The organism is Sporichthya sp., assembly GCF_013815995.1.
Taxonomy (GTDB): Bacteria; Actinomycetota; Actinomycetes; order Sporichthyales; family Sporichthyaceae; genus Sporichthya.
Genome location: NZ_JACDFE010000051.1, coordinates 1 through 21015 on the forward strand (window position 1 = coordinate 1; position 21015 = coordinate 21015).

Below are 21015 nucleotides of genomic sequence, written 5' to 3' on the forward strand. Positions count from 1 at the left end.
GTCGACTCCGCCTAGCGGCCGTTCCTTGCTCACACCCGAAATCGTACTGCACTCAAGCAGATATGCAGAACGTATGTTCGAGTGCTTGGGCAACCTCATTCGCCCCTGCAGTCACTACTTTCTGACGCACAGTCAGCAATCCGAGCGGTCGGGCCACAGCAACCCTGGCGGGGGGCGGGCTTCGCCGGGAGCGCGTCCAAGACGCTGCCCGGCGGGGTCGAAGGTGTACACCAACCGCTGGGCCGACCGGGACGCCTCCACCGACAAGCTGCGCGGCGAAAGCCCCGCGTACTACATCCGCCCGGACGGCACGATCGTGGTCGCGACGCTCAGCCTCGTGGCGACCCGGGTAACCGCCGAGAACCGCGACGAACAGGTCAACGGCACGCTCGCCTGGTTCGACTCGCTGCAGGACGCGCTGATCAAGGCGGCAACCGACCCGCGGATGAGCTTCGACGAATCACCTAGGAACCGGTCGCGCGGCCGCCCAGTGTCTTCACGAGCCGGGCGGCCGCGCGTTCTCCGGCCACCGTCGCGGTGCACATGTTCGACGAGGAGCGAAGACGCCGGCGAGCTGGATCCGCGAGTTGGCCGCCTCGTGGGCGACGAAGTGGCCGAGCTGCTTGTAGAGGCCAGGCCGGCTGTAGATGACCACCTCGTTCCAGCGGGTCACCCGGGTGTAGTCGACGGTGTCGGAGACACCCGGGATGACCTTCTCCAGGGCCCCGAGCATCCGGTCGCGGATGGTGTCGTCGTCCTCGCCGATCAGCTGCTCGGCCCACTCGGTCATGGTCAGCACCGCCATCAGGCCGTGGCCCTCGGGCGCCCGCCCGGGGGCCTTGTTGTGCTCGCAGGTGAAGCCCATCAGGCCGGCGTCGACCTGGCGCGGGACGTTGATGACCGAGGCAGTGATCCCGACCGGCTTGCGGGTGACTCCGGTGTTCAGCACGACGCACTTGGTGTAGCGCAGACCGCGCAGGAACGAGGTGGCCTCGGCATCGAAGTGACCCGAAATCAGATCGGGCACGTAGTTCAGTCCCTTGCTCGCCCGGGCCGCGTCGATACCGAACCGCGCCATCGCCACCTTCGAGCGCCCGGAGACCAGCTTGGTCCGGGCGGCGTCGAGGAACAGGTGGTTCGATCGCAGGTTGTGGATCGCCTTGTCGCGGGCGAAGCCGATCACCGACCCGGCCGGGATCAGGTCCGCCCCGACGCCGATCTCGTGGGCGAGCTCTACCACCGGTTCGTAGGCGCTCGGCAGGATCGTCGCGCCCTCCTCCATCAGGTAGCCCTGCTCGCGGTGGGTGTGGATCATCCCGCCGGTCCGGTCGCGCTTCGCCAGCACGATCGGGGGGAGCCCCGCCTGCTTCAGCCGGTACGCCGCGGCCAGCCCGGACGGGCCGGCGCCGATGACGAAGACAGGATCGCGATCGTTCATGAGGGTCTCCCGGGGAGGGACGGAGCGATCAGGGCCGGCGCGACCAGCGACGGCAGGACGAAGTCGACGAGCAGTGCGCGCTCCCCGGCAGAGTCGAGGTCCTCGCGCAACAACAACATCAGGTAGACCGAGCGCAGCCACTCGACGATGCGCTCGTCGTCGAGGTCGGCGCGGATCTCCTTGCGCTCGCGGGCCCAGGTCAGGGGCGTGCCGGGGACGGGCCGAACCCGCCGCGGTCGGCCCCGGGCCCCCGATCCTTCTCGGCCCGCCAGGCGGCATAGCTCGCGGGCAGGCACACCGCGCAGGGCCGGTAACCCGCCGCGAGCGCCATCGCCTCGTCGGCGAAGAAGACCCGATGCTGGACGTAGCCGCCCCGGGCAATGGCACGCAGCGCTGACGAGCAGTCCAACCGGCCGTAGATCTCGCTGCGGCTGTACCCGCCGAGGGTTCCCGGCGTCGCGCTGTCGTAGACGCCGTCGGGACCAGTCAGAAGGAACATGACACCCCGTCAGGTCGCATCGTGAAACACCAATCCCAGTGCGAAGCGTTCGCCGGAGCGGATCGTCGAAACGCCGTGCCGCATCGGCGCCGCCGACCACCCGCGGGCCGAGCGAATCGGCCGGTCCCGAGTGGTGAACACCAGCCCACGCCCTTGCGGGATCAGGTTAGTCGTGGCCCGGGATTGCGCCCGCGGCCGCTGCTCGACCAGGACGAACTCGCCGCCGGTGTGGTCCTCCCCCGGCGCGCTCAGGTTGATCACGACCTGCAGCGGGAACACCTTGTCCCCGTACAGGTCGCGGTGCAGCGCGTTCCAGTCCCCGGCCCGGTAGCGCAGCAGGATCGGGGTCGGCCGACGTTGGCCGGCGGCGTGACAGATCTCCAGCCACTCCTCGATCGAGTCTGGCCACTCCGGCTCGCGGCCGAGTCGGCTCCACCAGTCCCGCGCGATCGGCAGCAGCCGCGGGTACAGCTCAGCGCGCAGCCGCGCCACGGGCTCCGGGAACGGCCGGTCGAAGTACCGGTACTGCCCGCTGCCGAATCGGTAGCGCGCCATGTCGATCGTGGAGCGGAAGAGCTCGGGACGCTCGTAGAGCGTCGCGATTTCCGCGCACTCGCCCGGCGAGAGCAGCGGCGGCAGCAATGCGCAACCGTCCGCATCGAGGCCGGTGGCGACCGCGGCCCAGTCGGCCGCGGCCACCCGGGCGGCCACCTGTGTCGCCACGATGTCGGGTGCGTCGAGGACAGTCACGCCGCCGCCTCCAGCTCGAGCAGAGTTGCTTTGGCCTGCACTCCCCCGGCGTACCCGCCGGCCGAACCGTCGGAGCGGACCACGCGGTGGCAGGGCACGACGAGGACCAACGGATTGGTCGCGCACGCGGTGCCCACCGCGCGCACCGCCTTCGGGTTGCCCGCCCCGGCCGCGACCTCCGCGTAGCTCTCGGTGCGGCCATAGCCGATCCGCATCAGGTGATCGAGCACCTGGCGACGGAAACCGGACGAGAGACTCCAGTCCAGTTCGAGGTCGAACGAGCGCCGGGTCCCGGCGAAGTACTCCTCGAGCTGCCGGGCCACCGGGTCCAGCCGGCCGGGCGCGCGCAGGATCCGCGGGCTGACCTTCTCGGCCAGGGCGGCGAGAACCGCGTCGTGGTCCTGCACCTCGAAGGCCACCTTCATCAGGCCTCGGTCCGACGCGGCCACCAGCAGGGACCCCACCGGAGAGTCCACGGTGCGGTAGGCGATGTCCAGCAGACCGGAGGCCGCGGCATCAGCCACGAGCCGGGTGTGCAGGCGGGCGAGCTGATTCTCATCGGTCTGCAAGAGGGCAGCAGGAAGTTCGGTCATGACCGTGCTCCTTTCGTCGTCGGGGTGGCGCCGTACACGCGGCGCAGGGTCTTGAGGCCGTCGGCCGCGGCGCGGCGGACGGCGTCGGCGTTGCCGCCGGTGATCACCGCGATCTCCGCATAGGGCAGGCCGGCGAACCAGTGGTAGGCCACGGCCTCGCGCTGTCGATCCGGCAGGTCGCGCACCGCGGCCCACACCTGGTCGTCGTCGACCGCCACGGGCGGCGGCTCGGGCGGCTCCGCCACCGCCATCGGGCGGCGCGTGTTGGCCCGGCCCACGTCGATCGCCTTGCGGTGCGCGATCGTCACCAGCCAGGCCTCGACGTTCGCGTCGGCAGCCAGCTCGGGATAGGCCCGTAACGCCGCTACGAACGTCTCCGACCAGGCGTCCTCCGCATCCTGGACGCCGAGCATCGCCCGGCACACGCGGAGCACCGCCGGGCCGTGCGCGGCCACGATCTGCTCGAAGGGTTGCTTCACACCCGGTAGACGCTCGGGCCGGGTCAGACGTGAGATCGCGGCCTACTTGACTTTCACCGTGGGAAGGAAGCTCACCCGATGACGGTACCTCCGCGCGCGTGGCGGCCGTCAGCGAGTCGAGCGACAACGAACCGGCGGCCCGGTCGCTGACCGGGCCGCCGTTCGCCTCCTCAAGGGAGCGCCGCTACTCGACGACCAGCGTCCCTCGCATGAACGGGTGGACCTGGCAGATGAAGGGGTAGGAGCCGGGCGCCAACTTGTCGGTCCCGTGCACCTCGTGCACCTGCATCCAGTCCACCAGGCCACTGCTGAACCGGGTGGTCGGGCACCCCTTGCCCGCACCCTTGCCGTACGGCGGTGCCGTGCAGCCGGGGATGAGCTGGTCGAGGCTGTGCGACGGGATGCCCTGGATCACGTCGTAGTTGGCGAACTTGAAGGTCTGACCGCGCTGAATGTGCACCTCGGAGGGGAAGTACTGGTAGCCGAAGGTCGTCACGTCGCCGGGGTGGTCCTGCCCGGTGATCGGATCAGCCGAGGCGCTGCCGGGGATCGCCGCCAGGCCGAGCCCGAGGACGAACGTCGCGGCGAGGGCCCGATAGCGGGTGCTCTGCTTCATAGTGGCTCCTCTTCCGCTACGAGATCGAGTAGGACGGGAAGGTCACCCGGGCACCCTCGACGAACCGGGAACCCGGCAGCCCGAGGACGAAGGGGTGCGGCAGGCAGCCGGCGTGGGTCTGAAGACCGATCAGAACCCGCACCGCCTCACCGGCGGCCGACTTGTTGAACAGCGGCACCTGGATCGACCCGCTCTCGAAGTACTTCGGCCCGAACGCGGCCTTGTGGCCGAGGACGCGGCCGCCCTTGCCCGAGACCAGCACATCGATGATCGGGTGCTCGGTCATGAGCGCGTCCCGGTAGTCGACCTTGACCATCGATGCCGGGCTCTTGGGGGTCTGCTGGCCGATCAGGGTCGCCCGCGGCCCCTCGCCGGAGCAGTGGACCGTGCCGGGCTGCCGGGTGTTGTGCTGGAAGATCGTGATCAGCCCGGCCCCGGCGTCGACCTCGTGGAACGTCGAGGCGTCTCCGTTGGTCGGACCTGCCGTGTAGCTGGCCGTGGCCGAGGACGAACTCGCCTCCGCCGGCGCGATCGACCCGGCCACCAGCAGGGCGGCCGCGATCGTGGTGATTCCGATGCGATGCATGCGTGCGCCTCCGGTCAGGGGGTGTAGTCGGGTGCGGTGACGAAGTTGTAGAACTCGCGCCTGGTCCGTGGACCGAGGATCCGGTTGCTGCGCCACGTGGCCTGCTCCCGCGGGGTCATCGGGTTCAGGATGTACGCGTCGCGCATCGCCTGGACCTGGTCTCCGGAGATCATGCCGCGGTGCGCGTCGGGGTCGAGGCCGTAGGCCTTGGCCGCGTTGCGCCCGAGGATGCCGTTGCGGATGCTCCGCTCCGGGTGTGCCTTCCCGTCCGTCGGCCACCCCTTCACGTTCGGGTGCTTCCGGCGGTAGGTGTCCGGCGCGAGCGCGTTCTTTCGTGGGTCGAAGCGGTCGCCGTCGAGGCCGTAGGGCAGGTTGTAGAACTCCTTGGCCTCGGGGCTGAACTGCAGCGCCCGCATGGTGACGAACTGTGGTTGCGGGTTGCCGTACCAGATGCAGTCGGTGCCGAGAACGATCCGCTCCGGGCCGACGTAGGTGATCAGCTTGCCCAGCAGGTGCGCCGCCTGGTCGGCATCGTTCATCACGTTCCACCAGACGCTGCCGAGCTCGGCGTACATGTTGATGGTGTTGCCGTGCTCCATGCCCGGCTTGACGAACAACGTGGCGTCCCAGGCGTTCTCGCGCAGGCTCTTGATGAACGCGTCCACGCTGCGGTTGGACGAGTTGACCTTCTCGTCGCCGGGGTAGGAGGTCATGTACTCGCCGTCGTAGCCGCAGTGGTACGTGTAGAACTTGATGTCGGGGTTCTGCCGGCCGATCACGCCCATGTCGCGGGGCGAGAACTTCGCCGAGTCGAACGTCCCGTTGAAGGCCAGCCCCTTGTGGGTGCAGATCACCTTCGGCCGGTTGTAGCGCTCGCAGATGTTGCGGATGTGCTCGACGATGGCCATCCCGTTGTCGTCGTCGAACCACCACCCGTTCATGGGCGGCGCACTGCCGATGGGCGGCGGGGTGCCGAACGCGGCGTCGCCCCACCCGCAGTAGAGCTTCCAGCCGTAGATGTCCATGTTCTTCGCGGTCTGCTCCATCCAGGCGAAGTCCTCGGCCTGGTGGATCGGGGTGATGCCGTCCTTGATGAACCCGCGGTTGGGCTGCGCGAAGGCGTGCATGAAGCAGCGCTGCGACTGCGAGAGGTGATTGGCGAGGTCGACCGTCTCCTTCGCGTACGCGGTCGGAAGGATGTTCGTGGCGTCCGGGAGGTTGGGCAGCGAGGTCAGCAGGCTGACCGTCGTCGAGGAGTCGAGGAACATCTCCTTGAAGTAGTGGTAGCGCCCGAGGTTCTCCATCGGGTCCAGTTCGCCGCCGAAGCCGAAGCCGCGCAACTCGCCGTCCTCGACGCCGGGCAGCTGGCCCATGGCCTGCGACGTCCACAACTTCAGGAACTGCTCGAAGCCCGGGTTCTCGACGCGCCAGCGGCCGGCGGAGTCGAGGTGGTGGCCCTGGGTGTCGAGGATGAACTCACCCGGCAGGTTCGCCAGCTGCGCGCCGGGGTTCTCCAGGTCGTCGACTTCCTCGCCCGGAACTCCGTCGGCGGCGAACGCGAAGCTGCCCCAGCGACCGGCGGTCACGGTGTTGATCGCCGAGATGCCGATCGCGTAGGCCGCGGCGGTCCGCACGAACGAGCGGCGGTCCATGGCGAACTTGCGGCGGTAGTGCTCGATCTTCTCGTCCTGCAGCGCCATGATCGCGAGCTGGTTGCGGGACGGGGGCTTCGGGACGTACTCACCGTTCGAGGCCGGCATGACGTCGATCGCGACGTCCTCAGGGACGTCGGGCCAGGTCTGCTTCCAGGGCAACTTCGGGGCCTTGCTCATGCAGCACCGCTCCCTTTGCGAACGCGCCCCAGAAACCCGGATGCGCCGTTTGCGGGGGCCGGCGGCACGCGGGGAGATCGGGGGCTCGAAAATCGGGCATCCACCGCCCACGCGGACGTAGGCGGCGGTCGGGGTGTGACGAGCGTCGCAGCGCTCTGATCGGAGGTTGGCCCACCCGGGTCCAAGGGACAATCAGGGACATTCCGGCGTGCGACTAACGGTTACGTTCTTCGACGAACTGGCAGGCGGGACGGCGCCGTCCCGCCGATCGGCCGCGACCGAACCGCCGATCGGCGGGGGCTCATGCGCGGGTCAGTCCGCGGGTCAGGTACGCGGGTCAGGTACGAGCGGTCGGACGCTCGTTGGCCGGGAGCTCGAGCACCCGGGACCGCCGCAGGCGCCAGGACAGATAGGCGATGCCCGCGCGTACGCGGCCGTACCCGTCTGACGGGTCGAAACCCAGGTCCGCGATCAACGCGTCGACCCGGGTCTGCATGGTGCTGTGGTGCACCCCCGCCAGCCGCGCGGCCTGCCGTGCGGAGGTGGAGCGGATGACGACGTCGAGCGTGGGCAACCCCCACGGGTGCTCGGCCACCCGGTCGACCAGTTGAACATCCGGCTGATGGGTGTCGATCCGGGCGTCCGCGAGCAGGTCGATCAGGCCGGCGTATTCATCGGCGTTGACCACCGGGGTGGACGGCGGGTCGCAGAGCCGCAGCGCGAGCAACGCGGTGCGGAACGAGTGGTGCAGTTGGTCGACGGTGGTGGCGACGCCGATTCCGCAGGGGCCTGCCATCACCGTCTCCGTGCTCGCCGGGAGCACCAGCACGTGCATCGGCCCGTACCTGGTCGCGACCACGTCCTCCGGCGCAGAGGGGTGCTCGGTCCAGATCGCGAACAGCGGCGCGGCGGCCACCCGGTACTGGGTCCCCGGGGTCAGGCCGAGGGCGGCGGAGGCGACGTGCCGTTCCTCGATCGGAACCTCGTGGTCGACGACCACGCCGAGGTGTCGGCGAGCGTCGATGTCGCGGGGGCCCCGCGAGTGCCGCAGTCGGACGGTGAGCGCGAGGCGCTCAAGAATGATCGTGTCGTTGGCCTCCGGTTCCCCCGCGCGCTCCAGCCAGACGTTCATCCCGCCGCCGGCGTCGGCGCTGAGCCGCGCGCTCGGTTCCCCCGGGGCGAGTTCACCGCGCGGCGTGACGCGCATGCAGCGCTGCGGGCGCTCGGAGTGGAAGCCGGCGACGCAGCCGGACAGCGACGCCGCCGCCGCGAGCAGCCCGCGGGTGTTGACCCCGCCGATGGACAGCTCGTCGAAACAGGCGATGACCCGCAGTGCCTGACTGGCCTGCGGGTCGAGCCGGGTGATCCGTCCGAGCAGTTCCTGCACGTGTGCGCCCTTCGTTGTTCGGTCGTCCGTTGGTCAGTCGTCGAGGATCTTGGCCAGCCAGGTGTTGCGGGCCCGGATCATCTCGCGGCCGACGGAGGTGTGCGGAGCGAAGACGTCGCACGCGTGGAACGCACCGGCCCACACGTGCAGCTCCGCGTTGCCGCCCACACGCCAGATTTCCTGGGCGTACGCGATGGCCTCGTCGCGGAAGATCTCCGCGGAGCCGACGTCGATGTAGGCCGGCGGCAGGCCGGACAGGTCGGTGGCGCGGGCCGGGGCCGTGTACGGCGAGACGTCCGGGCCGCCGCAGCGCTCGCCGAGCAGCGCGGCCCACCCGGTCTCGTTGCTGATCCGGTCCCACACGCCCATCGCGTCGAACTGATGCATCGACGCAGTGGTACCGCGGTCGTCGAGCATCGGATAGTCGAGCACCTGGGCGGCCAGTCGCGGGCCCGCGCGATCGCGCGCGGCCAGCGCCACCCCGGCCGCCATGCCTCCCCCGCAGCTTCCTCCGCTGACGGCCAGTCGGTCGGCACGCAGACCGAGGCTCTCGGCGTTCGCGGCCATCCACTCCAGCGCGGCGTAGACGTCCTCGCGTGGATAAGGGTCGACGTGCTCCGGCGCGAGGCGGTACTCCACCGCGACCACGGCCCAGCCGAACTCGGTGATCCAGTCCAGCGCCAGTTCGATCCCACTGAACCGGTCCCCGAACATCAGCCCGCCGGAGTGGATGAACAAGACCGCGGGCCGCTCACCGACGGCGTTGTCGGGGCGCAGCACCGAGACCTCGATCGGGTCGCCGGCGTGCCCGGCGAGGGTGTGGTCCTCCCGCGCGATCCCGCGCTGGGCGAACAGGCCGTCGACCGGGCCGGAGGCGTAGGAGATGCGCATGAAGTCGAGCAGGTCGGCGGTGATCGAGGGCGGGAACATGCCGCCGACGATCGCCAGGCCGGCCTTGAGCTCGGGGTCGTACCCGGGCCGGGCCACCACGTCCACCCGATGCTCCAAGGTGCCCTCCCGGCGTCCGGCAACCCGCCAGGTGTAGCACTCCGGCCCCTCGGTGGGAAGCTTTGCGCGGCCCCGCACGCGGCGTACCCGCCGACAAATGAGCTGGTCACGCGGCTGCGATCGCCAGGGCGGCGCAGATTTGCACCGGCAACCCGCCAGATGGCTGTTGCCCTCGGAGCCCGGGCGCGGGAGCCTGTTACCCCGCCGCCCGCGCAGTCAGATCGCCCCCACCAGACTCGCCGGATTGGACGACAGTGTGAGAGTGCCCAGGCTCGGCCCCGGCCTGTCCGAGTTCGACCGCGCTGTTCCGCTGACGGTGCTCGCGGTCGACCCCGAGCCGCCGGCGCTCGCCCGGCTGGTCAACCTGCTGCGCGCCGACACGCGGATCGGCACCGTGATGACCGCGGACAACGGCATCGACGCGTTGCGCCTGCTGCGCCGCCACGACCTCGACGGCGCGTTCCTCGACATCCGGATGCCGGGCCTGACCGGCATCGAGGTCGTCACCCACCTCGCCCGCTACCGGACGCCCCCGCCGATCGTGTTCGTCACCGCGTCGGAGACGCACGGGCCGCAGGCCTTCGAACTGCAGGCCGTGGACTACGTCCTCAAACCGGCACGCCCCGAACGCCTCGCCGAATCGGTCCGACGGGTGGTGGCGGCCGCGACCCCGGCCCGCGAGCCGGCCCCGGCCGACGACGGCTCCGACGAGACCATCCCGGTCGAGCTCGGCGGCGTCACGCGCTTCATCTGCCGCAGTCAGGTGCGCTACGTCGAGTCCCATGGGGACTACGTCCGCCTGCACACCGCCGAGGGCGCCCATCTGGTCCGGGCCCGCATGACCACGCTGGAGCGGCGCTGGGCCGACGCCGGCTTCATCCGGATCCATCGCAGCCATCTGGTCGCGCTCGCCCACATCACCGACGTGCACCTGGCCGCCCGCGGGGCGAGCGTCGTGCTCGGCAACGAGGAACTGGCGCTCAGCCGTCGGGCCGCGCGCGAGCTGCGCGAGGTACTGATGCAGCGGGCGCGGGCCGACGGCATCGCTCATGCCGCGGTGGTCGGCCACTGACTCAGGCGAGGAGCAGGACCTCGCCGGCGTCGCCGTCCACAGTGATCTGCTGCCCTTCGCGGATGGTGGTCGTCCCGGTCTTGACGTTCACGACGCAGGGGATGCCGATCTCCCGGGCGGCGATCGAGGAGTGCGACATCGGGCCGCCGACGTCGACCACGACCGCGGCGGCCTGGAAGAACAGTGCGGTCCACGCGGAGTCGGTGCCGTAGGCGACGATGACGTCACCGTCCACCAGCTCGACTGACGAGGGGTCACGCACGATCCGGGCCCGACCGGTGAGGCTCCGGTGTTGTTCACCGCCCCGAGCCCGGCCGCGCCGAATTGATCCAACTCGGCGCGCCGCCCGCTACCCAGCCGGCGGGATGACCGCGTCGACCAGGCGCCACGCGAGCGCGGTGTCGGTGTCGAGTTCGATGCCGGAGAGCGCGAGATAGAGGGTGCGCCAGCGGCCGATCCGGCGCGGGAGGGACACGGTCCCGCCGGCGCCCGGGATCAGGCCCATGCCAACTTCGGGCAACCGGAACGTGGTGCCGGGCGCGGCGTAGACGTGCTTCGCGAACGCCGGCAGTTCGACGCCGGCGCCGACGCAGGGGCCGTGCAGCCGCGCCTCGACGGAGTCGGAAAGCTCGAGCAGCGGCCGAGCCGCGCCGGCGTGCAGGCGGATCAGGTGCGCGGTCACCGGATCGGGCGTCGTACCGAACTCGCCGAGGTCCCCGCCGGCACAGAACGACGGGCCGGCGCCGTCAAGTACGAGGCGGAAGCCGGGTCCGGCGGACGGACCGGTGGGCCCGGGCGGGACGGCGAGGACGTAGCCCAGGTCCAGCGCGGCGACCAGGGCGTCGCGGACCTCGCGGCCGTAGGCATTGCGCCGCTCCGGCCGGTTCAGCGTCACGCGCAGCACGTCACCGCCGGCCTCGTCCTCCCGGCGCACGAGCACCGGATCGACGGCCGGAGGAGGGGGCGCGGGCCGGGGGGTGGCCTCGAGCCAGCGCTGGAACTCAGGCCCGCCGAGCAGGGTCGAGTAGGCCAGCGATTCCGCCTCCAACGCGACCAGGCCGCTGGGGACCTCGGCGCGCAGCAGGCCGGTGAGCAGGGTGGCGGCGTGCGGGTTCGCGCGGATCGCGGCGACCAGGGCGGCCGCGTCGGCCCGCGGGTCCTCGACGCCCACCAGGGTCGGCCCGGTGGACAGGCCGACCTCGGTGGTGTCCGCCGCGACCGAGCGCGGGATCAGCGTGAAGTCGAGCGCGGCGGCCAGAGCGCCCGTCGCCGCGCGGGAGGCGACGCCGATCAGGATCCGACGGCTGGCCAGCGCGGCCGGCATCGCCTGCGGGTGGTCGGGGGCGTCCCGGTCGACGAGCAGCACGGGGTCGACGATGCGTCCGTCGGAGTCGAGCAACGGGTGCGCGGCGGCACCCCCCGCCAGTTCGGCCGGGGTGATCAGGGGCAATGACGCGGAACGGTCGGGGGCCACGGTCGTCGAGCGTATAGTCGCGCGGTGTGGTCCGAAGGCGCGCCGGACCGAACGGCCGACTGGGCCGCGAGCGGTGTCGTCGCTCTGACGGGTCGTCAGGACGGTCCGTCGCTCATCCCGCCCGGCGACGGTGCCACCCGAGCGCGGCACCTCGCCGCGCGCCTCACGCGCGTCGGCATCTACTCTCCCGATAGTGCAGTTGAACACCTGAATCCCGGCCTGGACCGGTGTTGGGCTGCACTATCGGGGTAGTTGGGGGACCCGCTGACGGCGTGTCAGATGAAGCGGCGGGCAGGCGGATGCGCGCGGTGGCGATCGCCGCGATGCCGCCGATCACCAGCACGATGGAGAACTTGTCGAAGTCCGGCGCCGGGGGCGCGGTGCGGTCGGCCAACTGCACGCCGTCGGCGGACGTGGAGCCGGGGATCAGGTCCGTGGTCGGCGCGGTGCCGGGCAGCTGGTCCGTCGCGATGCCGTCGACGCCGGTCGGGATCGGGTTCCCGGCGCCGGCGCCGTCGGAGACCGCGGTGGCGGAGGCCTGACCCAGGATCAGGCGCACGGTGATCAGGCCGGTATTCGGCAGCACCTGCTGGTAGGCCTAAGCCTGCAGCGGATTGGCGGTCACGGATGACCCAGTGGTCGCGTTCGGGCGTTCCGGCGTCCGTTTGCCCCGATCCCGCCCATGCATGAGCGGGTGGTCCCTGGTGGGGAGGTGCTAGCGGGCCTTCCAGACCGGGGCGCGCTTCTGCGCGAAGGCGGTCGGGCCCTCCAGGGCGTCCTCGGTCTTGAGGAGCGCGATGATCTCGCGGTCGCTCAGCTTCCAGAACTCGCGCTCATCCGTGCGACCAGTTTCGCCGACGCCGTAGGCGACCCGCTTCGAGGACTGCACCGAGAGCGGGGCGTTGGCGGCGATCTCGTCGGCCAGCTCCAGCGCGGCGTCCAGCGCCTGCCCGGCCGGGACCACCTTGTTGATCAGCCCCCAGCGCAGGGCCTCGGGCGCCGGCATCGGACGCCCCGTCAGGAGCAGCTCGAGCGCGACCTTCGGTGGGAGCTGCTGGCGGATCCGGAACGCACCGCCGGCGCCGGCCATCAGGCCGCGCTTCACCTCGGGCAGCCCGACGTTCGCGGTCTCCGCGGCGACCACCAGATCGCAGGCCAGCAACAGCTCGGTACCACCACCGAGGGCGTTGCCGTTCACCGCGGCGATGGTCGGCTTGGAGGTGAAGTGGTTGACGAAGCCGGCGAAGCCCCAGTGCTCCTTGCCGGGCGGCAGGATCAGTTCGCCGCGCGCAATCGCCTTGAGGTCCGCGCCCGCACAGAAGGCCTGATCGCCGGCCCCGGTGATGACCAGCGCACGGATCTCCGGGTCGGCCTCGGCCTGCTCGACCGCATCGCCGACGCCGACGCACACGTCGAGGTCGACGGCGTTGCGAGCCTCGGGCCGGTTGAGCGTCACGACGAGGACGTGACCGCGCTGCTCGACGAGAACCTTGTCGCTCATACCCACCCACTGGTTGCGATGTCGATGCCGGTTTTTCACCCTAGCCTTGACCCGGTGCGGCTCCGTCGCCGAGGGTCGGAGGCATGAGCGCGGGACGGGACTTCGGCGAGCTCCTGCGCACCTCGGCCGCCCACCATCGCGACCGCGTCGCGATGACGTGCGGCGACACCCACCAGACCTACGGCGAGCTGTTCCTGCGTTCCTGCCGGCTGGCCCGGACATTGGCCGACTTGGGGGTCGAACCAGGCGACCGGGTGGCGCTGCTGGGGCCGAACTCGCGCTGGACCGTGGAGCAGGCAACGGGCGTCGCCCTCGGCGGCTTCGTCCGCGCCGCGCTGTACGCGCACCAGACCGCGGAGGTGAACGCCTACCTCACCGAACTGGTCGACGCGAAGGTGCTCATCGTCGCCGCGGGCGCCGCCGAGGCGTTGCTCGCCCGCCGGCCGGAGATGCCCTCGCTCCACCACGTCGTGGTCTACGACGGCCCGGCCCCGGAGGGAGCGCTCGACTACGAGCACCTGCTGGCGACGGCGAGCGCCGAGGATCCGGGAGTGCGCACCGCGCCGACCGATCTGCACGTCATCCGGTTCAGCGCCGGCACCACCGGCCGGCCGAAGGCATCGCGCACACCGTCGAGGGCTGGATGCGCAGCAACGACGAGTACCGCTGGGTGACCCCGCAGCTCGACGAGCGCGACGCCTATCTGGCGCTGGGTCAGCTCACCCACGCCGCGTCGGTGTTTCTCTGGCCGACCCTGCAGGTGGGAGCCCGGGTCGTCGTGGTGCCGGCCTTCGACCCCGGCCTGGCCCTGGAGCTCATCGAAACCGAACGCGCGACCTTCACCCTCGTGGTCCCGACGATGATCCAGGCGATGGTCGCCCACCCCGACGCGGCCAAGCGCGACCTGTCCAGCCTGCGCTGCGTGAACTACGCCGCCTCCCCGATCAGCGAGGCGACGCTGACCCGCGCGGTCGAGCTGTTCGGCGACGACGTGCTGTACCAGATGTACGCGCAGTCCGAGGCCTGGCCGATCACCATGCTGCTCCCCCACGAGCACCGCGACCGGCCCCGCTCGGTCGGGCGGGCGACGCCGAACACCGTGCTGAGCATCGTCGACGACGAAGGCGATCCGGTGCCGGTCGGCGAGTTCGGCGAGATCGCGGTGCGCGGCGCCGGGCGGATGCTGGAGATCTGGAAGGAGCCGGAGACCACCGCGGCCCGAACGCTCCCCGACGGCAGCCTGCGCACCCGCGACATGGGCCGCCTCGACGCACAGGGCTACCTGTTCCTGGCCGACCGCAAGGACGACCTGATCATCTCCGGCGGTTTCAACATCTGGCCGGCCGAACTGGAGAACGCGCTCGCCGCGCACCCGGCCGTGGCCGAGGTGTGCGTGGTCGGCGTGCCGCACGAGAGATGGGGCGAGACGCCGATCGCCGTTGTGGTGCCGGCTCCCGGCGCGGTGATCGACGCGGCGGAGCTCATCGCGTTCTGCCGTGAGAAGGTCGGCGTCGTCAACAAGATCACCGCCGTCGAGGTGGTCGACGAGCTACCGAAGTCCGGCGTCGGCAAGGTGCTGCGCCGCGTCGTCCGTGAGCAGTACTGGGCAGGCCGGGACCGCAACGTCGGCGGGGCGTAAGCAATGAAGGGGTTCGTGTCCGCGGTGGAGGAGTTCGTCCGCACGCTGGACTACGTGGTCAGCCCGGTCTGAGGGTCAGGGACGGCGCGTCAGGTTGCGGTGAAGGTGTAGCCGTCGTGCTTCTCCACGAAGGCGTCGGCGGACACCCAGCTGACGGTGGTGGACGTCCTCGGCTTGGCCCGACTCGTCGCGCCCCGCAAGGTGGCGACCGGCCGGCCGCCGGAGTAGACGACGAGGACGAAGGTCGCGGTGGCCGTGTTCGTGCCGGTGTAGGCGATGACGCCGGTACCGCCGAAGCTGCCCTCGAGGTCCCGCGTCAGCTTCACGCTGCTGAGCGTCCAGTCGCCGCTGACCTTCGGGAAGTCCAGGTCGGCGCCGGACACCGGCGTCGGCGTCGGCGTCGACGGCGCTGCCGAGGCCGGGGCCGGGGTGGCCGCCCGCGGTGTCACCACGACGCTCTGCTCGGCCGCCTGCGCAGTGGCATCGGAGCTGTCAGAGTCGTCGGAGGGCCAGGTGAGAACGACGAAGGCAGTCGCCACCACGGCCGTTGCCGCCACGATGCTGACGGAGGCGCGCAAGGACAGGTCGCGCGACATTGCCTTCGGCCCCCGTCCGCTGCTGACAAGACCGAGCATGGCGCACCAGGGGATGGCAGCGGATCAGCTCTGCTGCGATCCGTGCGATTCCTTGACCGAGACGTTCACGTCAGATCGGACTTGCCGGGACAAATTGACGGTTGGTCAGCCCGTGATCTCGTGGGCCTGGCCGAACAGCTCGCGGGCGATCCGGCCGAGGCGCTCGCCGACCTCCGCCGTTGCCTGGCCGGCGAGCATCCGGGCGTAGGAGCCCTCGAGGATGATGCCGAGCCGGTAGCAGGCGAGCACGATGAACCACTCCACGTCGCTGACGTCGAGGCCGGACGCCTGGGCGTAGCGCTCGATCAGCACGTCCTGCCCCGGCAGACCAGGGATCTCCACGCGTGCGACGGTGGCCGGCCGGCCCGGCCAGGTGGCGATCATGTGGCCGAGGTCGAGCAGTGAACCGCCGACGGTCGCCAGCTCCCAGTCCACGAAGGCGATCAACTCCGGGGAGTCGCGGTTGATCAGCACGTTGGCGAAGTGCACATCACCGTGCAGCAGGCCGACGTGGCAGGTCTCGGGGCGGTACTTGTCCAGCCACTCCCCCACCTCATCGACGTGAGAGATCGAGGGGCCGGAGTAGTTGTCCAGTGCGGTGTAGGAGTCGAGTTGCTTACGCCACCGCGGGACCTGACGCTCCAGCCAACCGTCCGCGCGGCCGAAGTCCGACAAGCCGCGGGCCTCCAGGTCGACCCGGCTCAGCGCCGCGATGCCGTCCACCATCGACAGACCGAGAGCGGTCTGCCACTGCGGGTCGGTGCGGTAGCGCTCGGGCAGTTCCTCGGACGGGTTCACCCCGTCGATCGGCTCCATCAGATAGAACGCGGCCCCGAGCACATCCTCGATCGCACACGCCGCGATCAGTCCCGGGTGCGGGACATCGCTGCCGGCCAAGGCGCCGAGCACCCGAGCCTCCCGGCGCATCGTCTCGTCGCTGTTGCCCCGCTTGTGCATCGGCGGACGGCGCAGCACATAGGTGCGGTTCGCCCGGGTGAAGCGCAGCAGGATGTTCTGGGTCCCGCCGACCAACAGCTCGGTACCAGTGATCGGGCCGTCGCCGAGACCTACATCGTCCATCCACGCGGTCAGCGCGGGCAGGTCCACGCCGTCAATCACGTCCGGGGAATCTGATGGCATGTCAGCCCGCCGCCCAGGCGAAGCCGCCGTCGATCTTGATGGTGGAACCGGTGGTATAGCTCGACGCATCGCTCGCGAGATAGAGCGCGGCGCCGACAATCTCCTCCGGCCGCCCACCGCGGCCGGCCGGCACGTCCTCGCGGAACCGGCGCTCGACCTCGGCCGGGTCCCACGCCTTGGAGATGTCCGTCATGAACATCCCCGGCATGATCGTGTTCACCCGCACCGTCGGCGCGAACACCCGCGCCAGTGCCGCGGTCATGTTGTTCAGTCCGGCCTTGGCCATCGCGTAGGGCACCTCGGCCGCACCAGGTTGTACCGCGGCCGCGCTGCTGACGTTGATGATCGAGCCGCCGCCCGCCGCCACCATCCGGGTTCCGATCAGCGACGCCAGCCGGAACGGGCCCTTGAGGTTCACCCCGATCACCTTGTCGAACAGCTCCTCGGTCACCGCGTCCAGCGACGGATACAGCGGCGACATCCCGGCGTTGTTGACCAGGATGTCGACCCGGCCGAACTCCTCGTAGGCCGCCTCGGCGAGCCGGTCACACTCTGCCCAGAGCCCGACGTGCGCGGGAACGCCGAGCACCCGCCGGCCGGTCTTCTCCCACAGATCGGCCGCGACCGCGGCGCAGGCTTCCGGCTTGCGGCTGGCCACCACGACGTCGGCGCCGTGCTCGGCGAAGGCCTTCGCGATCTCGTAGCCCAGGCCGCGGGTGCCGCCGGTGACGAGCGCAACGCGCCCGGACAGGTCCATTAGCGCCGCCACGGCGGGACGGCGTCCGGCTTCACCAGGTTGCGGGCCACGACCATCCGGTGCACCTCGTCCGGGCCGTCGTAGATCCGCGCGTAGCGGGCGTGCCTGTACATCGCCTCCAGCGGGAAGTCCTCGGTGACCCCGGCCGCCCCGTAGACCTGGATCGCCCGGTCGATGACGTTGTGCAGGTACTCCGCGCCGCGGAACTTGATCAGCGAGATCGCGACCCGGTCGTCGCCGCCGGAGTCGACGGTGCGCGCGGCGTCGAGCGTCATCAGCCGGTGGGCCTGGATGTCGGCCGCGGACTCGGCGATGTAGCGGCGGATCTCCCCCTTCTCGTGCAGCAGCGAGCCGTGGGCGTACCGCGTCCGGGCGCGGTCACACATCAACTCGAAGGCGCGCTGCATCTGCCCGAGCCAGCGCATGCAGTGGAAGATGCGTCCCGGGCCGAGCCGGATCTGCGCGATGGTGAAGGCCTCGCCGCGCCCACCGAAGAGGTTGTCCTTCGGGACGCGGACGTTGTCGAGGCGGATCTCACCGTGCCGGCCGGTGACGCTGCCCATCGTGCGGACGTCGCGCACGTGGGTGTAGCCGGGGGTGTCGACCGGGACGATGATCGCCGAGAACTGCTTGTGCGGCTTGGCCTCCGGGTCCGTCTTGGCCCACACCAGGACCGCCGGCGAGGCACTGGCCCACGAGGTGAACCATTTGTGACCGTTGACCACCCACTCGGCCTCTTCACCGGAGCCGTCGAGCACGGCGGTGGTCTGCATCTGCGTCGGGTCGGAGCCGGCCACCTCGGGTTCGGTCAGACCGATGCCGATCCACTGGTACTCCCCGCTCACCAAAGGGTCGAGCCAACGACGCTTCTGCGCCTCGGTGCCGAAACGGTTCCACATGATGGTGTCGTGTTGCGTCATCGACCCGACCGCGAGCAACCCGAACTCCGAGCGGCCGATGATCTCGTTCATGTGCACGAACTCCATGAACGACAGACCGGCACCGCCCAGGTCCTCTGGGTGGCCGAGCGCCCAGAGGCCGCGCCGCTTGGCCTCGGCCCGCAGGCCGCCCAGGGCCTCCTTGGCCGTCGGGCCGCCCGCGTCGATGGTTTTCTCCAGCGGAAAGACCTCGCCGTCGATGAACTCCAGCATCCGGCCGCGCAGGTCGATCACGCGCTCGGTCAGACCAGGACTCGTGGGTGCCACCGATTCGAACACAGTCGTCATGACCTTGATTCTTGCCGGAACCGCCGAGGCCGCAACCTCCAGGCCGCGAGGCGTTGTAGGTACCCACAGTCGCCGACGCCCTAGAGTCGCCAGGGTGCTGGTCGATACCGAGTTCTCCGGGAGGCTCCACACGGCCGGCACGGAGGCCGAGAACGCCGAGGCGGCCGGCTACGAGGCGATCTGGTCCACCGACAGCGCGAACGATCCGTTCCTTCCGCTGGCCGTGAGCGCCGAGCGGACCCAGCGGATCTCGCTGGGCACCGGAATCGCGGTCGCCTTCGCCCGCAGCCCGATGACCGTGGCCCAGACGGCGTGGAACCTGCAGGCGCTCTCCGGCGGCCGGATGGTGCTCGGGCTCGGGTCGCAGATCCAGCCGCACATCGAGCGCCGGTTCTCGATGCCGTGGTCGCGCCCTGCGGGAAGGATGCACGAGTACATCAGCGCACTGCGGGCGATCTGGGCCTGCTGGCAGGACGGGACGAAGCTGGAGTTCAGCGGAGAGTTCTACACGCACAACCTGATGCCGCCGCACTTCAACCCCGGGCCGGTGACCGGGGGGCCGCCGCCGGTGTTCCTGGCCGCGGTCGGGGAGTCGATGACCCGGGTCGCCGCGGAGGCGGCCGACGGGATCCTGCTGCACCGTTTCACCACCCCCCGCTACCTGAGGCAGGCGACGTTGCCTGCGCTGGCCGCGGGCCGGCGGGGCCGTAAGACCCTCTCGCCGATCCAGGTGGTGCTGCCGGTGTTCATCGTGATCGGTGACACCGACGCCGAACTCGCCGCAGGCCGGGCCGCGACCCGCAAGCAGCTCGCCTTCTACTCCTCCACGCCGGCCTACCGGCCGGTGCTCGACGCGCACGGCTGGGGCGAACTCCAACCGGAGCTGCAATCCCTGACCCGGCAGAACCGGTGGTCGGAGATGGACGCCCTGATCACCGACGAGATGCTGACGGAGTTCACCGCGATCGGCAGTCCCGAGCAGGCCGCCAAGGTTCTGCAGACCCGCTTCGGCGGCCTCATCGACCGGCTCGCTCCCACCGCGGTGTACGACCTGCGGCCGGGCCTGCGCAACCGACTGGCGACCGCGCTGCGCTCGTAGCACTCCGCAACGTGCGAACTCCCGGCGGCCGACACGGCGGGCCACCGGGAGTTGCATGGAGTTGGATCGAGTTGGTCAGGCGCCGAAGTTCTGCACCCAGTAGCCACCGGTGAGGGCGTAGCCCACTCCGAGGTAGTTGAAGCGGCAGTCCAGGATGTTCGCGCGGTGCGCAGGCGAGTGCATCCACGCGTCGCTCACCGAGTCCGGAGTACTGAAGCCGGCGCCGACGTTCTCGCCGATCCGTCCGCCGTCGAAGCCGGCCGCCCGGATCCGCTGGTCGAAGGTCCGGCCATCGTGCGAGACATGGGACATGAAGTTGTTCTTCTGCATGTCCTCGGCATGCCCCTGCGCCGCCCGCTCCAGCTGCGAGTTGTAGCTCAGCGGCCCACAGCCGGCGAGGGAACGGGCCTGGTTGGCCAACTCCAACACCAGCGAGCGGTTGTTGTCCGAGGTGGTGCTCGCCCCGGCGGACGGGCTTGCGGTGAAACCGCGCTGACCGGTGGCCCGGGTGGCCGAAGCCCGCATCGCGTCGGCGCGGGCGGTGGCCTTCTTGGCGGCCGCCTTGGCCGCCTTCATCTTGGCCGTCGCCTTCTTGGCGGCGAGTTGCGCGAGCTGAGCGGTGCGGACGTCCGAGGAACTGCGGGTCCGCAGCGCGTGGCCGGTGGCCTGGGCGGCGATCCGCTTGGCCTTGTTCGCCGCCTGGGTTGCGACCTTGGCGGTCTTGCGGGCGGCCTTGGCCTGCGCCTCGGCCTCGGCGATCTGCGCCTGTGCGCTGGATGCCGGGTCGTCCACGGTGTTGACCGCGTCGCTGTTGTTGATCGCGGAGATCTGCGCCCCCGGCGGCAGGTCGGCCGCCAGAGAAGGCCCGGCGATCGCCACCCCCGCGGCGACGGTCACCACTCCTGCAATTGCTCGATTACGCCACGTGTGGCGAGTCCTCAGTTCCAAGCCGGCCCCCTCGGTTTCCAGTACTCCGACCCCCGACTCCAAAGATCTTTCACGTGATCGGCAAACCCCGTAATGGCCGGTCAGGGCAGGGGGTTGTGCCTTGCCTGGTAAGGCCCACCTGGCGTGTCGGCAACTGCTACGGGACGAACTGTCAGAACCGACCGCTACACATGGAGCAGGACGTGACGGGGAGGTTGCTGTGGGTCAGGTACGCCGGTTGGTCAGCGGTTGGGACGAGGACTGCCGTACCGAGCTGATGCTGGTCTACGAGTGCGCCCGCCAGCAGCGCCGCGGCGCGCTCGGCCGGCACCGCCGCGCCCCGCTCGACCCGTGGGC

Annotated in this window: 22 protein-coding genes and 2 pseudogenes; 5 read left to right on the forward strand and 19 right to left on the reverse strand. The window is 70.5% G+C overall.

Going from position 1 to position 21015, the window contains the following annotated elements; all coding sequences use genetic code 11:
- Positions 1–496 precede the first annotated feature (496 nt).
- From H0X00_RS08125 to H0X00_RS08170, 10 genes are all read right to left on the reverse strand, one after another.
- Positions 497–1438, reverse strand: coding sequence for an FAD-dependent oxidoreductase (locus H0X00_RS08125; RefSeq protein WP_293768875.1), 942 nt, complete (start codon positions 1436–1438; stop codon positions 497–499).
- A gap of 199 nt (positions 1439–1637) precedes the next feature.
- A complete protein-coding gene (locus H0X00_RS08130) occupies positions 1638–1937 on the reverse strand; it encodes an Ada metal-binding domain-containing protein (RefSeq protein WP_293768877.1) in 300 nt (99 codons plus the stop codon).
- Between the two features lie 9 nt (positions 1938–1946).
- Positions 1947–2687, reverse strand: a complete 741-nt coding sequence (locus H0X00_RS08135; protein WP_293768879.1) for a 2OG-Fe(II) oxygenase — start codon at positions 2685–2687, stop codon at positions 1947–1949.
- Positions 2684–3280, reverse strand: a complete 597-nt coding sequence (locus H0X00_RS08140; protein ID WP_293768881.1) for a methylated-DNA--[protein]-cysteine S-methyltransferase — start codon at positions 3278–3280, stop codon at positions 2684–2686. Before H0X00_RS08140 ends, H0X00_RS08135 begins: the two co-directional genes overlap by 4 nt.
- Positions 3277–3759 carry a sigma-70 family RNA polymerase sigma factor gene (locus H0X00_RS08145; RefSeq protein WP_293768883.1) on the reverse strand — a complete coding sequence of 161 codons (483 nt, stop codon included), beginning with the start codon at positions 3757–3759 and terminating at the stop codon, positions 3277–3279. The genes H0X00_RS08140 and H0X00_RS08145 overlap by 4 nt, the downstream gene beginning before the upstream one ends.
- A gap of 184 nt (positions 3760–3943) precedes the next feature.
- Positions 3944–4375: a hypothetical protein gene (locus H0X00_RS08150; protein WP_293768885.1), complete on the reverse strand. Its 432-nt coding sequence runs from the start codon at positions 4373–4375 to the stop codon at positions 3944–3946.
- Positions 4376–4391: 16 nt separating this feature from the next.
- Positions 4392–4961: a hypothetical protein gene (locus H0X00_RS08155; RefSeq protein WP_293768887.1), complete on the reverse strand. Its 570-nt coding sequence runs from the start codon at positions 4959–4961 to the stop codon at positions 4392–4394.
- Positions 4962–4975: 14 nt separating this feature from the next.
- Positions 4976–6793 (reverse strand): hypothetical protein, encoded by a 1818-nt coding sequence (locus tag H0X00_RS08160; RefSeq protein ID WP_293768889.1) that lies wholly within the window; start codon positions 6791–6793, stop codon positions 4976–4978.
- A 337-nt stretch (positions 6794–7130) separates the two neighbouring features.
- Positions 7131–8180 (reverse strand): hypothetical protein, encoded by a 1050-nt coding sequence (locus H0X00_RS08165; RefSeq protein ID WP_293768891.1) that lies wholly within the window; start codon positions 8178–8180, stop codon positions 7131–7133.
- A 33-nt stretch (positions 8181–8213) separates the two neighbouring features.
- On the reverse strand, positions 8214–9110 hold the full coding sequence (locus H0X00_RS08170; protein WP_367186495.1) for an alpha/beta hydrolase: 897 nt from the start codon (positions 9108–9110) through the stop codon (positions 8214–8216).
- A gap of 340 nt (positions 9111–9450) precedes the next feature.
- On the opposite strand from H0X00_RS08170, the gene H0X00_RS08175 reads away from it, so the two are divergent.
- Positions 9451–10260, forward strand: coding sequence for a LytTR family DNA-binding domain-containing protein (locus H0X00_RS08175; protein WP_293768895.1), 810 nt, complete (start codon positions 9451–9453; stop codon positions 10258–10260).
- 1 nt (position 10261) lies between these two features.
- On the opposite strand, the gene H0X00_RS08180 is transcribed toward H0X00_RS08175, so the two are convergent.
- Both H0X00_RS08180 and H0X00_RS08185 read right to left on the reverse strand, forming a co-directional pair.
- Positions 10262–10522: a PEP-utilizing enzyme gene (locus tag H0X00_RS08180; protein WP_293768897.1), complete on the reverse strand. Its 261-nt coding sequence runs from the start codon at positions 10520–10522 to the stop codon at positions 10262–10264.
- Between the two features lie 87 nt (positions 10523–10609).
- The gene (locus tag H0X00_RS08185) at positions 10610–11701 is read right to left on the reverse strand and encodes an enoyl-CoA hydratase/isomerase family protein (RefSeq protein ID WP_367186497.1); all 1092 of its coding nucleotides are present in this window, start codon (positions 11699–11701) and stop codon (positions 10610–10612) included.
- A gap of 57 nt (positions 11702–11758) precedes the next feature.
- On the opposite strand from H0X00_RS08185, the pseudogene H0X00_RS23755 reads away from it, so the two are divergent.
- Positions 11759–11893, forward strand: a pseudogene (locus tag H0X00_RS23755) (CoA transferase); the annotation flags it as partial.
- Between the two features lie 4 nt (positions 11894–11897).
- Here H0X00_RS23755 and H0X00_RS08190 read toward each other — a convergent pair.
- Both H0X00_RS08190 and H0X00_RS08195 read right to left on the reverse strand, forming a co-directional pair.
- A complete protein-coding gene (locus H0X00_RS08190) occupies positions 11898–12320 on the reverse strand; it encodes a hypothetical protein (RefSeq protein ID WP_293768901.1) in 423 nt (140 codons plus the stop codon).
- 129 nt (positions 12321–12449) lie between these two features.
- Complete coding sequence (locus tag H0X00_RS08195; RefSeq protein WP_293768903.1) at positions 12450–13235, reverse strand: crotonase/enoyl-CoA hydratase family protein; 786 nt, start codon at positions 13233–13235, stop codon at positions 12450–12452.
- 152 nt (positions 13236–13387) lie between these two features.
- Here H0X00_RS08195 and H0X00_RS23760 point away from each other — a divergent pair.
- Positions 13388–14367: pseudogene (locus H0X00_RS23760) on the forward strand (AMP-binding protein); the annotation flags it as partial.
- A 123-nt stretch (positions 14368–14490) separates the two neighbouring features.
- Positions 14491–14874 (forward strand): class I adenylate-forming enzyme family protein, encoded by a 384-nt coding sequence (locus H0X00_RS23765; protein WP_367186498.1) that lies wholly within the window; start codon positions 14491–14493, stop codon positions 14872–14874.
- Positions 14875–14963: 89 nt separating this feature from the next.
- Here the strand turns inward: H0X00_RS23765 and H0X00_RS08210 are convergent, their stop codons facing one another.
- The 4 genes from H0X00_RS08210 to H0X00_RS08225 form a co-directional block, all read right to left on the reverse strand.
- Positions 14964–15509 carry a hypothetical protein gene (locus tag H0X00_RS08210; RefSeq protein ID WP_293768909.1) on the reverse strand — a complete coding sequence of 182 codons (546 nt, stop codon included), beginning with the start codon at positions 15507–15509 and terminating at the stop codon, positions 14964–14966.
- Positions 15510–15614: 105 nt separating this feature from the next.
- Positions 15615–16628 carry a phosphotransferase family protein gene (locus tag H0X00_RS08215; protein ID WP_293768911.1) on the reverse strand — a complete coding sequence of 338 codons (1014 nt, stop codon included), beginning with the start codon at positions 16626–16628 and terminating at the stop codon, positions 15615–15617.
- A gap of 22 nt (positions 16629–16650) precedes the next feature.
- The gene (locus tag H0X00_RS08220; RefSeq protein ID WP_367186499.1) at positions 16651–17406 is read right to left on the reverse strand and encodes an SDR family NAD(P)-dependent oxidoreductase; all 756 of its coding nucleotides are present in this window, start codon (positions 17404–17406) and stop codon (positions 16651–16653) included.
- Positions 17406–18632, reverse strand: coding sequence for an acyl-CoA dehydrogenase family protein (locus H0X00_RS08225; RefSeq protein WP_293768915.1), 1227 nt, complete (start codon positions 18630–18632; stop codon positions 17406–17408). The genes H0X00_RS08220 and H0X00_RS08225 overlap by 1 nt, the downstream gene beginning before the upstream one ends.
- Before the next feature lie 94 nt (positions 18633–18726).
- Between H0X00_RS08225 and H0X00_RS08230 the strand changes: the two genes are divergently transcribed.
- Positions 18727–19731 carry a TIGR03617 family F420-dependent LLM class oxidoreductase gene (locus H0X00_RS08230; RefSeq protein ID WP_293768917.1) on the forward strand — a complete coding sequence of 335 codons (1005 nt, stop codon included), beginning with the start codon at positions 18727–18729 and terminating at the stop codon, positions 19729–19731.
- 75 nt (positions 19732–19806) lie between these two features.
- On the opposite strand, the gene H0X00_RS08235 is transcribed toward H0X00_RS08230, so the two are convergent.
- Positions 19807–20628: a CAP domain-containing protein gene (locus tag H0X00_RS08235; RefSeq protein ID WP_293768919.1), complete on the reverse strand. Its 822-nt coding sequence runs from the start codon at positions 20626–20628 to the stop codon at positions 19807–19809.
- Positions 20629–21015: the final 387 nt, after the last annotated feature.